Here is a 15,440-nt window from a genome sequence, read left to right on the forward strand (position 1 = left end):
AGCCCAACATGTCTGAGAAAAAGCGCGCGGGTGCATTCGACCTGCGCAACGTCATCGCCGCACTCCTCGGCCTCTACGGCCTGATTTTGCTCGGCTGCTATTTCTTCCTTGACCCAGGCATCAACCCGGATACCGGGCAGGCTAAGAACGCCAGCGATAACCTATGGGCAAGCCTTGCTTTGTTGGCCGTGGCCGCCGCCTTTGTGCTGTGGGCGCGCCTGAAGCCCATCACCATCCCAGGAGAAAACTAATGGTTGAGATTACCTCTGCCACGCTTGCCGACGGCCGCGAGATCCTCTACTTCGACGACCAGCCCCACCCCGACCGCGTGCTTGTCGACGCCCGCGACATCCCCACCGTCGCCCCCGCTTCCGAAATGCGCCGGGATCCCCTAACGGGGGATTGGGTAGCCTTTGCTGCCCACCGCATGAACCGCACCTTCTTGCCACCGGCCAACGAGAACCCGCTGGCGCCCACGCGCGAAGGCCAGCTCCCCACGGAGATCCCCAGCCCCAGCTATGACGTGGTGGTCTTTGAAAACCGCTTCCCGTCTTTTGCCACCACCGCAGACATCGAGCACCCGGAGGATGACAACCTGCTCGGCATGGTGCCGCGCCTTCCCGCCCGCGCCCGCTGTGAGGTGGTGTGCTTCACCGAGGACCCAGCCCTATCCTTCAAGGACCTGCCGGAATCGCGCATCCGCACCGTGATCGAGGCCTGGGCTCACCGCACCGCCGCGCTATCCCAGATCGACGGCGTGGAGCAGGTATTCCCCTTTGAAAACCGCGGCGAAGAAATCGGCGTGACCCTCCAACACCCGCACGGCCAGATCTACTCCTATCCCTTCCTCTCGCCGCGCCTGCGTTCCATCGTGGATTCCGCCCGCGCCTATGACGGCGACCTCTTCCAGGATCTCCTTGATCGCGAGCGCGCCGCCGGCACCCGCATCATCACCGAAACCGAGCACTTCACCGTCTTCGTTCCCGCCGCCGCGAAATGGCCGCTCGAAGCCATGGTCCTGCCCAACGAGGAAGTACCCGATTTCGCCGCGCTTACCGACGCCCAACGCGCCGACCTCGCGCCCCTCCTCAAAAAGCTCTACTCCGCCGTGGACCGCTTCTTCGATGGCGTGGACAAGACCCCGTATATCGCCGGCTGGACCCAAGCGCCGGTGGACCCGGACCTGCGCCCCGGCATCCGCATGCACCTGCAGCTCTTTTCGCTCATGCGCTCGCCCGGCCGCATGAAGTACCTCGCCGGTTCCGAGTCCTCGCAGGCCGTGTGGATTAATGACACCACCCCGGAGCGCATCGCCGCCCGCTTCAAGGAGATCTGGGATGCTTAACTGGATTGATACCCGCAGCGATGCGGAGCTTGCCGCCGCGGCCCGCGACCTCTTCGCCGCTGCCTTCCCGGACGCGCCCGGGCCCGCCGGCGTGTGGGCCGCTCCCGGCCGCGTCAACCTCATCGGCGAGCACATCGATTACGCCGGCGGTGCTTCCATTCCCTTTGCGCTGGAACAAAACACCGCCGTTGCCGTCGCGCCCCGCACCGATGGCCTTATCCGAATGGCCTCCGAATTCGACGGCAGCGTTGCCCAGGCCAGCCTCCCACTCTCCGAAGTCCGCCCCGGACACCCTTCCAACTGGTCCGGCTACGTCGCCGGCACCATCTGGGCCGCCACTGCGGCGGATGTCCTGACCTGCACCGGCCTCGATATTGCCATCGTCTCTGATGTCCCCGTCGGCTCTGGCCTGTCCAGCTCCGCCGCCCTTGAGTGCTCCGTGGCAGTGGCCGCCTACGAGCTCTGCCACGGCAACGCCCCCGATGACGCCGCCCGCGCGCAGCTGGCCCAAGCCTGCATCCGCGCCGAGAACGAAGTGGTTGGCGCCTCTACCGGCGGCTTGGATCAAAATGCCAGCCTGTTCGGCCAGCGCGGCAAGGCGCTATTCCTGGACTTTTCCACCGGCGCCGTCGAGCGCGTGCCGTTTAATATCGAGGCCCAGGACATGGTGCTGCTTATCGCGGACACCAATGCGCCGCACACGCTTTCCGACGGCCAATATGCCTCCCGCCGCGGCATCATCGACGCCGTCCAGGCTGCCGCCGGCCGCTCCATCCGCGAAATCCCAGATGCCGTCGCCTTCGCCGCGACCGTCAACCCCCAGGAGGCTGAACTCTACCGCCGTCGCGTGCGCCACGTGGTGGACGAAACCGACCGCACCCTGGCCGCCGCCACCGCGCTCAACTCGTCCGACCCGGCAGAGTTCCGCCGCCTCATGCGCGAAAGCCACATTTCCCTGCGCGACCTTTACGAAGTCACCACTCCGGAACTCGACTCCGCCTTCTCAGCAGCAGGCGAACTCGGCGCCCGCATGACTGGTGGCGGCTTTGGCGGCGCCGTCATCGCGCTCATCCCGCGCTCGGACGTCGAGTCCACTGCCCAGGCCATTTATGACGCCGCAGCATCCCGCAGCTTCCCAGAACCTACCTTCTTGGTGGCCCGCCCGGGAGATGGCGCCCGCCGACTCGCCTAACTCCGCAGGCCGGCTGGCCTCAGTCGCGCCTCCTCCCAGCGCGCCTTTTATCGTTAGGTCCATACTGATCAGGCTGATCTGAAGGCTGGGCCGCCTCAGATCGGCCTTAACTCCCTCAATTCGGCCTGATCAGATCAGCCCTAAGCCCTAAGCAATTGGATCACAACGCCGAGAGAGCTTTTTGAATCCCCTCGCGCAGCGTCTCGCGAGACTGCTTCATCGGATGCGCAATCGCGCGCAACCCCATGTACGCAATCTGGTCGGCCGCCCGATTCAGCGGATCCCCCGCATGTCCGAGCACGCGCCGGATATCGATCTCGCATTGACCTTGGATATCACCCCAAGCTTGCTGGAATCGGGACCGCGCACCCGAAGACACCCCTCGCCACGTGCGCCCCGGCCGCGATGCTTTAGAGCCGCGCTTATGCACAATCTGCTCGACCGCCTCCAAAGCGGCTACGGAATCGGACTCAATGACCGCCTTTCGCGCACCCACCTTGAGCAGGTATTTCAGCGCGAGCGTCAGTGCTTCGAGCTCGAGCTCATCGGTACTCGCCTTGGTTTCTCGAGTCCGTAACCGGTAGTCGCCGTTGCCCGCAACGAAGCACATCGACCCTTTGAATACGGTATCCGAGGAAGCATCGGTGGCTATGCGCACCACGTCGCCCTTGGACCATGAGGAGGCGCGCGAGAAGTTCGGCCACCAGTGTGCTTTCGGCGTCTCTACCTGTGCCGCTTGCTTCTTTTTCGGTGCCTCACCCATCTTGCGCGCCTTCCGTGCGGTCAGGCCGGCTTGTTTTCTGCGCACGGAGCTCGCGCTTTTCGAAGCCCTATTTTCTCCCGCAAAGCTTCCCGTCACCGTGAAACCGTCAGCCGTGAGTGCCGCTCGCAACGCATTCTGCCTGCGACCAGTGACAATCCACACTCGTCCGTCGAGTCCCTTGAGTGCGCGTTTGACCTCGCGCACGGCGATATCGACGATATCGCCCTTCTTCGTCTGGCCGCGGCGCACAAAACGCGTCTGCTTAGTATTGACTGCGATGACCCAGCCTTCGATGGTGCCGTTGGGGGCGGAATCCCAACGCTCGTCCCAGAGCGCGACCGCAACATGGATTGGTGCCGAGACCATGTCCGAGGTGATCTTGCGGGTGCCATAGGTGCGCGATTGCGTACCGGTTAGTTCTGAGAGCTCGATGGGTTCCATTATCTCTAGTAAAGCACGGTTACCCGCGCTGCTGAATTATTCCCCACACCGCCGCTTTGAGCTGCTTCCCCTTAGGTCGAATGTGATCGAGCTGATCTGAGCACAACCCGCCCTCAATTCAGCCTCAACGCCCTCAATTCGGCCCGATCATCTTGGACCTAAGGCTCCGACGCCCATTCAAGGTCCTCGGAAATTCACCTTCCTGAGCCTCATGATGCGTGCCCCGCCCCCGCCAACCGCGAAGATGAAGACATGATTACAGATCACTTCATCAACCTTCGTTACGCCGGAGCCGAAAGCCCGCACCATTTAGCCCTCCAGCGCGGTGAGCTCACCCAGATAGCGCCCTGGGTCGCCGTTCCTACGGCCACCTGGAGGCAATGGGTGCGCCATAAACAACAATTCGCCAAAGTAGTCGCTGCCGGGTGGAGCACCCACCGCGCCGTCCTCATCAGCAAATCGGCCGCGCGGCTGTGGGGAATGTGGGTAATTTCCAGGGAAGGGGAGGAGGTGGAGTTAGCGGTGCCTTCGGGAAGCGTTCCCCCTCGCAGGCTTACCGCGAACGACTATCGGTACCGCCGGGTAAAGTCCCTCCAGGAATCCACGGTGTCAATAGCGGGTGTGCGCGCCACGAATCCCGCCCGCACCTGCCTCGAAATCGCCCGGCTACACGGATTCCCAGATGGCCTGGTAGCTACCGATTCTGCCCTCAGGCAACATGACGTCACCACATATGACTTGCACGAAGAACTAGCAAAGATGCGGCGCACGAGGGGACAAGCAGCCATGCGTAAGGTTATCGAGCATGCGTATGGCGGATCGGAATCGCCCTATGAGTCCTATCTGCGAGCACTCATTATTGAGCGGTTCCCGCAGGTGAATATTGAGCCGCAGAAACCGCTGCTTGGGAAATATCGGGCGGATCTCTGTCTCGATGGCCGGCTGGTGCTCGAGGTCGATGGCGATGCCAAGTATGACGGTACCTATGGCGAGGCGCCCGCCCACGTGGTCAAGCAGCAGATAAAGAGGCAGCGAGCGCTAGAAAACCGCGGATACGTGGTGCTGCGCTTTGGCCCCAGCGATATGAAAGCGCCGGACGAGGCTTTCCGGATAATCGCTAGACACCTGGGAAAACGAACGAGAAAAGTAGCCTAGATCACCCCCGCGCCACCCCACAACGCATAAAAGTTGTTGAACAAAAGGCATAGCAACCTTTAAGATGATGCGCATCACAAATTAATGCGACCTGCATCACGAAAGGTGAAATCTAGTGAGTGCTGAGACATCACACGCCACTCCGGCGCAGGCGGGGGACAAGACCCCGCCCAAAGGCCTCGGCGCCATGGCCGGTGCCATGTTCCTTATGGCCACCTCCGCCATCGGTCCGGGATTTTTGACCCAGACCTCGGTCTTTACCGTGCAGATGGGCGCATCCTTCGCGTTTGCGATTATGCTGTCCATCCTCGTGGACATCGCTATCCAGCTCAATGTGTGGCGCGTTCTCTGCGTGACCGGCATGCGCGCCAATACCTTGGGCAATACCGTGCTCCCCGGCCTGGGCTGGGTGCTTGCCGTATTCGTGTTCATCGGCGGCGCGGTCTTTAATATCGGCAATATCGCTGGTTCTGGCCTGGGCATTAACGCGATGCTGGGCATCGATTCGCGCATCGGCGGTGTCATTGCCGCGGCCATCGCGATCTTCATCTTCCTCTCCAAGAAGGCGGGCATGGCGCTTGACCGCCTCGTCGCGGTCCTCGGCGCGGTCATGATCTTGCTTATGCTCTATGTAGCGGTGGTCAGCCAGCCACCGGTGGGGGAGGCGCTAAAGAACACCGTCGCGCCGGGCGAGATCGACTTCTTCGTCATCACCACCATCATCGGCGGCACCGTGGGCGGCTATATCACCTTTGCCGGCGCGCACCGCCTCATCGATTCCGGCCACACCGGCGTGGAAAACGTCAAGAACATTACCTATACCTCGGTAAGCGGCATCGTGGTCACCGGCATCATGCGCATGCTCCTCTTCTTGGCGGTTCTCGGTGTGGTGGCCACCGGCGTGGCGCTCTCGGATGACAACACCGCGGCGGATGCCTTCTACAATGCCGCCGGCGAGTTTGGCTTGCGCGCCTTCGGCGTGGTCCTCTTCGCGGCCGGTTTGTCCTCGGTTATCGGCGCCGCCTATACCTCGGTATCCTTCGTGACCTCCCAGGACACCTCGACGCGCACCCGCAATATCCTCACCATCATCTTCATTGCGGTGTGCACGGTAGTCTTTGTGGCCATCAACTCCGCGCCGCAGAAGTTGCTCATCTTCGCCGGCGCCATCAATGGCCTGATCCTGCCTATCGGTTTCGCCCTCGTGATGTGGGTGGCCTGGTTCCGCCGCGACCTCCTGCAAGGCTATAAGTATCCCAAGTGGTTGCTGGTTATCGGCGCCCTGGCGTGGGTACTTACCATCTTCATCGGCTTCAAGGCTTTCTCCGGCATTACCGAGCTGTGGGCATAATGCAGACCCCGGAGCAGGTGCGCGAGTATGCGCGCAGCCATGACATGGCCACCACCGCCGGGCATGCCCGCGGTTTCATGCAGGCTAACCTGCTGGCCGTGCCGCAAGAATACGCGTTTGATTTCTTGCTCTTTGCCCAGCGCAATCCCAAACCGTGCCCGATTGTGGGCGTGCTGGAAGCTGGTCAGTACACCTCCGAGCTGCTGCCGGGTGGGGACATCCGCACCGATATTCCGGCCTACCGCGTCTTTGAAAACGGCGAGCATACAGCCACGCTTGCCGACGCCACCTCGTACTACACCCCAGACATGGTCAGCTTCCTTATTGGTTGCTCTTTTACCTTTGAGACGGCGCTGCAGGATAACGGCATTGAGGTCGCGCACATTGCTCAGCAGCGCAACGTGCCGATGTTTAAAACCACGATTCCCACCACCCCGGCCGGTGTCTTTTCTGGGCCCATGGTGGTCTCCATGCGCCCGATTCCGGCCGCGCAAGTCTCCGATGCCGTGCGGATTACCTCCCGTTACCCATCGGTTCACGGTGCCCCGGTTCACGTGGGTGATCCGGCGGCCATTGGCATTGAGGATTTAAACCGCCCGGACTTTGGTGATCCGGGCGAAGTGCCGGAGGGCTGCCTGCCGGTCTTTTGGGCCTGCGGTGTGACCCCGCAGGCCATCGTGATGGAATCTAAGCCGCGCTTAGCTATTACGCACGCACCGGGCCAGATGCTCGTGACCAACGCCCGGGATCAAGATTTTCTCATTCCTTAATCGTCTAGCACGGCGAGGATCTTCTCGCAGGTATTCATGAGGCTGTCATGCGCGAGTGTGGCGGCCTCGAGGCGTTTTCCGTCCGCGATGAGCGTGGCCAAGGTGATATTTCCTTGAATGTGGTCCGCATGCAGCTGCGGGTAGCGCGGAATGGCTAGCAAGAAGGTGAGCCGCATGCGGGCGAGAAGATTATCCATCTGCTCATTGAGCGTAGGCGAGCCCAGCGCAGCCACCAGCGTGCGGTGGAAGCGCTGGTTGATGGCGGAGACTTCCTGGTGCTCGCCGCGTGCTGCGTAGTCGAAGGCGGAGGAGGTGAGGGTGACGAGCGAGGGGGCATCAGCAAACTCGCCCCAGTGCACCGCCGCGGGCTCGATAGCCGCGCGAGCAGCAAAGAGGTCGCGGATATAGTCTGCGTCGGGCGTGGCGAGGAAGACGCCGCGATTAGGGATGCGCTCGACAATGCGCTCCGCGGCAAGCCTGGTGAAGGACTCGCGGAGGGTATTGCGCGAGCAGTTAAAGCGTTCGGCCGCTTTGACCTCGCTGAGCTGCTCGCCCGGCTGAAACTCGCCGGCGGAGATGGCCTCGCGCAACTCGGAGGCGACAGACTGGGAAAGCATGACCACAACTGTACTAAAAAGTTATGCACCTCACATTGAAGATGGGGTGCATAACGATGGCGAGAGCGCTAATCGATGGTCGCGATGACCTTGGAGGAATCCAGACGGTCACCTTCTGCGGCCAGGAGCTTGATGGTACCGCCGCGTGGAGCCTTGATGGCCGATTCCATCTTCATGGCCTCGACGGTGGCGATGGCATCGCCCTCGGCCACGGTATCGCCGTCCGCAACGTTCCAGGCCACGAGGTTGGCCTCGAACGGGGAGGTGACCGCATTGTCATCGGTAGACTGTGCGCCGGCCGAAGACGGCGCGGTGGACGCGGAGCCACCGGCCGAGCCGGCGCCCGGCGCGGCGAGGAAATCGACGGGGACGCCGACGTTGACCAGCTTGCCGTCGATTTCTACGGCCACATTGCGACGCTGGGTATAGATGGCTTCTACCTTTTCCACCTGGTTGGCGGCAGACGGACGGTAGTTGTGATCCACCCAGTCCGTAAACACGCCGATTTCGGAGGCACCAGCGGCAGCGGTGTCCTCGGCCGGTGCGGCAGTGCCGATGAGTGCAGGCTCATCCATCATGTCGCGGTGGAACGGCAGTACAGTGCGCACGCCAGTAACGGTGAACTCGCGCAGGGCAAAGCGGGCGCGGGCTAGGGCGATCTCGCGGGTTGGGCCCCACACCACGAGCTTGGCAATCAGGGAGTCATAGTACGGCGGGATGATAGAGCCAGAGCGCACCGCGGAATCTACGCGGATGCCCGGGCCGGTGGGCGGCTCGAAAGAGACGATGGTGCCGGGGCACGGGGCGAAGCCATTGAGAATGTCCTCGGCATTGATACGGAACTCAAAAGCATGGCCGTGGGACTGCGGATCCTCATCGAAGGACAGCGGCTCGCCGGCCGCGATGCGGAATTGCTCGGCGATGATATCGGTGCCGGTGACTACCTCGGTAACTGGGTGCTCGACCTGGACACGGGTATTGACCTCGAGGAAGGAAATGGTGCCGTCCTCGGAGACAATGTATTCCACGGTACCGGCGCCGGTGTAGCCCACCTTGGAACAAATGGAGCGCGCGCCTTCGATGATGCCGTTGCGTTGGGCGTCGGAAAGCGCGGGCGCCGGAGCCTCCTCAATGAGCTTTTGGAAGCGGCGCTGGGTGGAGCAATCGCGGGTGCCGAGCACGCGCACATTGCCGTGCGTATCGGCCAGCACCTGGGCCTCGACGTGGCGCGGGTGGGTGAGGAACTTCTCCACGTAGCACTCGGCGCGGCCGAAAGCCTCCATGGCCTCGCGGCCGGCGGAGTTGAACGCACCCTCGATCTCTTCCATATTGTCCACGACCTTCAAGCCGCGTCCGCCGCCGCCATATGCGGCCTTAATGGCAATGGGCAGGCCGTGCTCTTCGGCAAAGGCGCGGGCCTCCTGCCAGTCATCGATGGGATCGGAGGTACCCGGTGCCAGCGGCGCGCCGACCTCCTCGGCCACGCGGCGCGCTGCAATCTTGTCACCGAGGAGCTCGATGGACTCCGGGGAAGGGCCAATCCAGATCATGCCGGCCTCGGTAACCGTGCGGGCAAAGTCGGCGTTCTCGGACAAGAAGCCGTAGCCCGGGTGGATGGCATCGGCGCCGGCGCGCACCGCGATATCGAGCAGTGCGGGCACGTTCATGTAGGTATCGGCCGCGGTATTGCCCGGCAGAGCATAGGCTTCGTCCGCTACCTGGGTATGCAACGCACCAGCATCCGCTTCGGAATAAATGGCGATGGATTTAATGCCCAGGTCACGGGCGACGCGGGCGATACGCACGGCAATCTCGCCGCGGTTAGCAATGAGGACGGTCTTAATCTGCATTCTGTTCTCCAGTGTTCAAGGCTTGGGGTGCTACGAGTTCAAAGTTCACGCGCGCGCCGGGTGGCAGCTGCGCAGCAATATCAATATCTTCTTCCAATACGGTGGCGATGACCGGGTAACCGCCGGTCACGGCGTGATCGCGGAGGAAGACCACGGGCTTGCCATTGGGCGGGATTTGGATCGAGCCGGCGACCATGCCCTCGGAGGGGAGCTCGCCGTCTTTAACGCGCTCAATCGGCTCTTCGCCATCGAGGCGCAGGCCCACGCGGTTGGAATCCGAGGTGACGGTCCACTCGGCATCTAGGAAGGCGGAGACATTATCGCCAAACCAGTCATCGCGCGGTCCAAGTACGCAGCGCAAGGTGGCGCGGGTTTTGCCGTCGGAGCTTTCAGAAACGCGCAGTGGGTTGGCTAGCTGGGCGTCGGTCATGCCGGTAGAGCGAGGCAGCACGCCGATGACATCGCCGGTGGTGACCGGGTCCGGACCAAGGCCAGAAAGGACGTCGGTGGCCGCGGAGCCGAGCTCGGATTCAGCGATGATGCCGCCGCGGATGGCCACGTAATTGCGCATGCCTACCGTTGCAGGGTCCACCGTGACGGTTTGCCCGGCCGTGACCAGCACGGGGCGAGCAAGGTGAACCGGCATCTCGCCGAGGCGCACACGGGCGGTCGCGCCGGTGACGCAAATGACGGTATCGGTGAGCGCGTGGAGCTTAATGCCGCCGATATTCTCCAGCACTGTTGCCCCGCGCGGGTTGCCCACGGCCACATTGGCGGTCGCGGCGGCGGCGCGGTCGGCGGCACCGGAGGGGGTCACGCCGAGATCGCCCACACCGGGGCGGCCCAAATCTTGGTAGAGGGTGAGCAGGCCGGCATCGATAACCTCCATGCGCGGCAAGCGGGCAGGGGCACGCTTCGAGCGGGCAGAGTGATCAACAAGCTCCGGCAGCTTATCCACGCTGCGATAGCGCACGCGGTCTCCCGGCTGTACCAGCGCCGGCGGGTTGGCATTGGAATCCCACATCGGCGTATTGGTGGTACCTAGCAACTGCCAGCCGCCCGGGGAAACGCGCGGGTACACCGCGGAAAACTCACCCGCGATACCTACAGCACCGGCCGGCACCGCGGTACGGGGACTGGAGCGGCGTGGCACCGCACGCGCCTGGGAGGGGTCCGACGGCGCACAGTAGGTAAAGCCAGGGGCAAAGCCACCGAATGCCGCGGTCCACTCGGTAGAGGTATGCCAGTTTATGAGCGCTTCGCGCGAAAGCCCCAGCAGGTCCGCGGCCTCGTCCACATCCTCGCCGTCATAGAGCACATCGATTTCTACCGTGCGCGCTTCCGCAGCCGTCGCGGCGGCAGGGGAGAAGTCCTGCAGGAATTCGGCCGCATCGCGCGCCGAATCCGGCGCTTCGAACGTCAGTAGCAGGGTGGTGGCGGCCGCGATGCAATCCACCTGATTTTTCAACGGCTTGGCAGAAAGTGCCGCGTGCCAATCCATGACCTGGTTCAATCCATCCAGGTCAATGAGCAACGCGCGCGTGCCCACAAAATTAATGTGCATTAGATAAAGCTCCGAATCTCGATGCCTTCTTCCTGCAGGCGCTCCACCACACCGCGCAGCAGCTTCACCGCGCCAGGCGAATCACCGTGGGTGCATACGGATTGCGCATCCACCTCAAGCTTCGTGCCATCCACGGCCGTAATCGACCCGGTCTGTGCTACCTCCAGTACTCGCTGTACCACCTCATCGGCGCTGCCGAGCACCGCATTGGCCTCCTTGCGTGAGACCAGCGTGCCATCGGGATTGTAGTTGCGGTCCGCAAAGGCCTCACGGATGACGGTAAGCCCGCTGCGCTTGGCGATGTCCACCGCTACACCCCCAGGCAGCAACATCACCGGCAAGTCTCCAAAGGCCTTAATGCCCTTGATGACGGCTTCTGCCTGCGCCTCATCTTTCACGATCGCGTTATACATCGCACCGTGCGGTTTTACATAGGAGACCTTGGTGCCATTGGCGCGAGCCAAAGCGTCGAGCGCGCCAATTTGGTAGGTCACCTCATCTGCAAGCTCGTCCGGGTTGTAATCGATAAAACGGCGGCCGAAACCCGCGGCGTCGTTATAACCCACGTGCGCACCTACGGTCACGCCTGCTTCTGCGGCCGCCTTGAGCGTGCCGGCAATCGAGTGCGGGTCGCCCGCATGGAAGCCGGTGGCCACGTTTGCAGAGGACACCATCTCCAGCATCGCTGCGTCATCTGCGACCGGATTGCCTGCAGTGGTTTCTCCCAAATCCGCATTGAGATCGATATGGAGCGAGGACATTCAACACCGTCCTTAAGATTGTTGAACAATTCGAATGTCATTAAGTGTAACCCTCGCCACTGCCATTTGTGAAGGCGGTTACGTTTCATTTACCCGCGTGTGCACCCCCACCCTGGCACGAGAAAACCGCCCCGCCCCGGGTGCGAGGTCCGGGAGGAGGCGGCATGGCCTGCTAGAGCCCAAGGGCTCGAAGGTCCTAGCTTGTGAAATCTTTAGCGTCCGTAGTTTTGGACAGCGTAGAGCTTGCCTTCAGAGTTAATGGCAACGCCGACTCCGATGGTCTTGGCGCGTGGGTCCAGCATAATCTTGCGGTGGCCCGGGGATTCGTACCAAAGCTTGACCAAGAGGGCATCGGAATAGTCGCTCCACGCCTGCAGGACATTCTCGCCGCCGGCCGGGATATTGGAAGGGTAGTAGTTCCAGTGCTGCGGGCGGTGGCTGAGCTTATCCGCGCGCACTAGCTGGTCGGCCCAATCTTGAGCCAGCCCATTGAGTGCGGCATTAGCGCGAACCGGGCGCAGGCCGTGCGCCTGGCGGTATTCGTTGGTGTGGTTGATGATGCTCTGCACGCGATTGGAAGCCGGAGCGGCGGGCTTCGCTGCTGTGGCCGGCGCGGCGGGAAGGTTTAGCGTCGGCACCGGAAGGTTCGCGCCTTTAAAGTCGCTCGAGGAACTTAGGGAGCTGGAGGCTTCAGCAGGTGCAACGCAAATTCCCAAAGTGATGGCTGCCGCAAGGGTGGGGGCTACAAATTTTTTGGTGGAGAAGCGAACAGCGGGGGTGAACATGAGCGGAACCTTTCTTCTGTAACCTGGCGGAGAATCAGGCGGGAAACTGGGAAAATTACAGGAAAAAATCCGTTCCCCTTTGTTTACAAGTTAATCAATTCCAGCGGATAAAAGCGACTTGAACAGCAATTATTAGAATATTTGAAGTTGATGTTCCGTATAACTAATTACTTCTTAGTTATTTCTCGAACTGAGTTAGGAAACTCCTGAAATCCCTCAGTTGGTTGCGTATTTCCCCTCCCCAACGGGGGTGGTCTCTAGTCAATGTCTTAGATTCTCGGAGAAGCAGTAAGTGCTTGAGTTTTGAGGGTGGAGTTTTAAGTCGGGCATAGGGAAATTCGTCCGTTTCTTGGTAGAACCTATAAAGATCATGAGATTTACTAGGCTGCTTAACCTCTACCTGTCCTTTGCTTCTATGGGTGTTGCCTGGCAGTTGTCTCTCGGCGTCGTTGTGTGCTCGGTGAACGGGGTTTAGAAAGGAATAAGAAAAGCGCCCGGCGATGAATCGCCGAGCGCCACATTGAGCAAAGTATTATGCCTTTGCGGGCGTTTCTGTCCCTTGAGAAGCTGGGGCAGGGGAAAGGGCCGAGGAAATGATCTCGGCTGCTTCCTTGCGGGTTTGTGCGCCATAAAGCTGGTTGCGGAAGTCTTCCTTCATAATGCTGCGCGCCAGCTTGGAGAGTAGCTTGAGGTGTTGCTTGCCGGCATTTTCAGGCACAGCGATAAGGAAGGCAAGATTAGTCGGTTCTTCGCCTTCTCCCCATGTAATACCTTCGGGTAGGCGCGCGAAGGCGAGAGTTGGTACCTTCACCCCGGCAGACCGAGCGTGCGGAATGGCCACGCCGTGACCCACACCAGTGGAACGGGTAGATTCGCGCTTCAATGCGGCGCTAGCGACCGCCTCTGCATCGGACATGCGCGCGGAGGTGAGCTTCACCATGGAGCGAATGACCTCTTCGCTAGAAGAACCCAGATCTTTATCGAGGCTAATCGTGTCGACAGCAACCAGCGGTTTGTCCTTGCGCTGCGTCAGTCCTACGAGCAGGAGAATAAGGCCAGCACAGACAGCGATGCCGGCAAGCATGGCGATAAAGAAGCCAACGACGTTATCTACCGCGCCGAGCACCGCGACGATGGGGCCGCCGTGCATAACGTGGTCTTGTGCACCGAAAAGACCGGCGAGTGCACCGGCTACGGCACCACCGGCAACATTGGCGGGGATAACTTGTAGCGGGCGTGCGGCCGCGAGCGGGATGGCGCCCTCGGTGATGCCGAAGAATCCCATGAACAATGCGGCGATGCCCGCATCATTTTCGGCCTTGGTAAACCAGCGGCGGCGCAGGAGCGTAGCTACGCCCACAGCGAGGGGAGGTACGGCAATCGCACATGCCGCCATGCCCATCGGCGCCGCATTGCCGGCCGCGATCATACCGCCGCCGAAGAGGAAGGCCGTTTTATTGAAGGGGCCACCCATATCGAAGGCGATCATGGCGCCCAGGATAAGGCCCAGCACGATGACGGAGGAGCCCTGCATTCCAGCGAGATAGTTGGTCATTGCCTCGAACGCGGCCGAGACCGGTGCGCCAATGAGCAAGATGAAGATGAGCCCCACGATGAGCGTGGTGAAAATCGGGATGACGATGATGGGCCAAATCGGTGCGATGAACTTGTGCACCGGAATCTTCTTAATAGCAAGAGCCACATAACCGGACAAAATACCGGTGACAATGCCACCCAAGAATCCGGCACCTGCCTCAGAACCGTAAAGCGAGCCGGTGGTGGCGATGAGTCCGGTAATAAGGCCAGGGGCAAGGCCCGGGCGATCCGCGATGCCCACTGCAATGTAGCCGGAGAGGACCGGGACCATCAGCGAGAACGCCAAAGCACCGAGCTCATTGACTGTGTTCCAGAAGCTATCTTCCGGAATCGCCATGCCCTCGGGCGTGGGCGTGCCGCCGATGGAGAGGGCGACTGCAATGAGCAGACCGCCGGTCACCACGAACGGGATCATGTGTGAGACGCCGTTCATCAGTGCCTTGTACAAGGTTTGACCTACGCTATTTTTGCGAGGCGTCTCTTCCTCCGTCTTCTCGGAAGATCCCTCCCAGCGCGAGGCGCTCAAGGACCTGCTGAGCAGTTCCTTCGGGTGTTTGATGGCCTCGTCCACGCCGGTGGCCTCGAGTCGCTTGCCGTGGAAGCGGTCCTTGGAAATGACCGTATCGGCACCAATGACAATGGCATCGGCTTCGTCGATATCTTGCTTGCTAAAGGTTCCCTCTACGCCGATGGAACCGTGAGTTTCAATCTTGATGCGATAGCCCAGCTCTTGGGCTGCGGCCTCGAGATTCTCGGCCGCCATGTAGGTATGCGCGATGCCCGTCGGACACGCCGTGATGGCGAGGATGAGGGGCGATGACTCTGAAGTGCTCATGACTCTCATTAAACGGCAATCGTTTGCGTTGACACAAGAGGAGGTTGCCTACTCGATGGCCGGTACGCTGGAGGCACTCCGCTATAGAAAGGGAACGCTCGCTCGTGAGTAAAACATCGCCGGATAATATCTTGCTCTACCTGCCGCAAACGCAGGAAGATCAGGTGCGCGACATCTTTGCCGGTCTTGCTGAGCGCGGCTTTCCAATCCAGCGGCAACGCCCGCACATCACGATCACTTTCTCCCCGGAAATGCAGCCGGAAGTGGTGGATTTGGCCGCCCAGCTGCTGCCGGCCGTTATCCCAGCGGATTTTCGTCGGGTAGGAAACGTCATTTTTGGCACCAAGCGTAAACAGACGGTGGCCTGGCTGCTGGAGACCACTGACGAGTTAGAGATTGCCGCGCGAAAAATCAG

Annotated in this window: 14 protein-coding genes; 7 read left to right on the plus strand and 7 right to left on the minus strand. The window is 61.3% G+C overall.

Annotated features, from left to right (window positions below; all coding sequences use genetic code 11):
- Positions 1-8: 8 nt before the first annotated feature.
- The 3 genes from QKD99_RS10120 to galK are packed head-to-tail and all read left to right on the plus strand — an operon-like array spanning position 9 to position 2,537.
- A complete protein-coding gene (locus tag QKD99_RS10120) occupies positions 9-251 on the plus strand; it encodes a hypothetical protein (RefSeq protein WP_005322508.1) in 243 nt (80 codons plus the stop codon).
- The gene (gene galT / locus QKD99_RS10125; RefSeq protein ID WP_250408864.1) at positions 251-1,345 is read left to right on the plus strand and encodes a galactose-1-phosphate uridylyltransferase; all 1,095 of its coding nucleotides are present in this window, start codon (positions 251-253) and stop codon (positions 1,343-1,345) included. The genes QKD99_RS10120 and galT overlap by 1 nt, the downstream gene beginning before the upstream one ends.
- Entirely contained in the window at positions 1,338-2,537 is a 1,200-nt protein-coding gene (gene galK, locus QKD99_RS10130) for a galactokinase (protein WP_347951369.1), read from the plus strand. Before galT ends, galK begins: the two co-directional genes overlap by 8 nt.
- 160 nt (positions 2,538-2,697) lie before the next feature.
- On the opposite strand, the gene QKD99_RS10135 is transcribed toward galK, so the two are convergent.
- On the minus strand, positions 2,698-3,741 hold the full coding sequence (locus QKD99_RS10135; RefSeq protein ID WP_347951370.1) for a ribonuclease HI: 1,044 nt from the start codon (positions 3,739-3,741) through the stop codon (positions 2,698-2,700).
- Positions 3,742-3,993: 252 nt separating this feature from the next.
- Between QKD99_RS10135 and QKD99_RS10140 the strand changes: the two genes are divergently transcribed.
- From QKD99_RS10140 to QKD99_RS10150, 3 genes are all read left to right on the plus strand, one after another.
- Entirely contained in the window at positions 3,994-4,896 is a 903-nt protein-coding gene (locus QKD99_RS10140) for a DUF559 domain-containing protein (protein WP_347951371.1), read from the plus strand.
- A 187-nt stretch (positions 4,897-5,083) separates the two neighbouring features.
- Positions 5,084-6,247, plus strand: a complete 1,164-nt coding sequence (locus QKD99_RS10145; protein WP_156794305.1) for an NRAMP family divalent metal transporter — start codon at positions 5,084-5,086, stop codon at positions 6,245-6,247.
- Positions 6,247-7,017, plus strand: a complete 771-nt coding sequence (locus QKD99_RS10150) for a putative hydro-lyase (protein ID WP_225745856.1) — start codon at positions 6,247-6,249, stop codon at positions 7,015-7,017. Before QKD99_RS10145 ends, QKD99_RS10150 begins: the two co-directional genes overlap by 1 nt.
- On the opposite strand, the gene QKD99_RS10155 is transcribed toward QKD99_RS10150, so the two are convergent.
- The 6 genes from QKD99_RS10155 to QKD99_RS10180 form a co-directional block, all read right to left on the minus strand.
- The gene (locus QKD99_RS10155) at positions 7,014-7,634 is read right to left on the minus strand and encodes a GntR family transcriptional regulator (RefSeq protein WP_347951372.1); all 621 of its coding nucleotides are present in this window, start codon (positions 7,632-7,634) and stop codon (positions 7,014-7,016) included. The genes QKD99_RS10150 and QKD99_RS10155 overlap by 4 nt on opposite strands.
- Before the next feature lie 68 nt (positions 7,635-7,702).
- Positions 7,703-9,484 (minus strand): biotin carboxylase N-terminal domain-containing protein, encoded by a 1,782-nt coding sequence (locus QKD99_RS10160; protein ID WP_284868806.1) that lies wholly within the window; start codon positions 9,482-9,484, stop codon positions 7,703-7,705.
- Positions 9,474-11,048: a 5-oxoprolinase/urea amidolyase family protein gene (locus tag QKD99_RS10165; RefSeq protein WP_347951373.1), complete on the minus strand. Its 1,575-nt coding sequence runs from the start codon at positions 11,046-11,048 to the stop codon at positions 9,474-9,476. The genes QKD99_RS10160 and QKD99_RS10165 overlap by 11 nt, the downstream gene beginning before the upstream one ends.
- Complete coding sequence (locus QKD99_RS10170; RefSeq protein WP_347951374.1) at positions 11,048-11,809, minus strand: 5-oxoprolinase subunit PxpA; 762 nt, start codon at positions 11,807-11,809, stop codon at positions 11,048-11,050. The genes QKD99_RS10165 and QKD99_RS10170 overlap by 1 nt, the downstream gene beginning before the upstream one ends.
- 212 nt (positions 11,810-12,021) lie before the next feature.
- Positions 12,022-12,594: a CAP domain-containing protein gene (locus QKD99_RS10175; RefSeq protein WP_284766768.1), complete on the minus strand. Its 573-nt coding sequence runs from the start codon at positions 12,592-12,594 to the stop codon at positions 12,022-12,024.
- Between the two features lie 532 nt (positions 12,595-13,126).
- Entirely contained in the window at positions 13,127-15,025 is a 1,899-nt protein-coding gene (locus QKD99_RS10180) for a fructose-specific PTS transporter subunit EIIC (RefSeq protein ID WP_284766767.1), read from the minus strand.
- Between the two features lie 104 nt (positions 15,026-15,129).
- Here QKD99_RS10180 and QKD99_RS10185 point away from each other — a divergent pair.
- Positions 15,130-15,440: 2'-5' RNA ligase family protein (locus QKD99_RS10185; protein ID WP_347951375.1), on the plus strand; the 311-nt coding region annotated here is incomplete at its 3' end.

Origin of the sequence: Corynebacterium sp. c3Ub_189 (genome assembly GCF_039907195.1) — a bacterium.
Lineage (GTDB): Bacteria > Actinomycetota > Actinomycetes > Mycobacteriales > Mycobacteriaceae > Corynebacterium.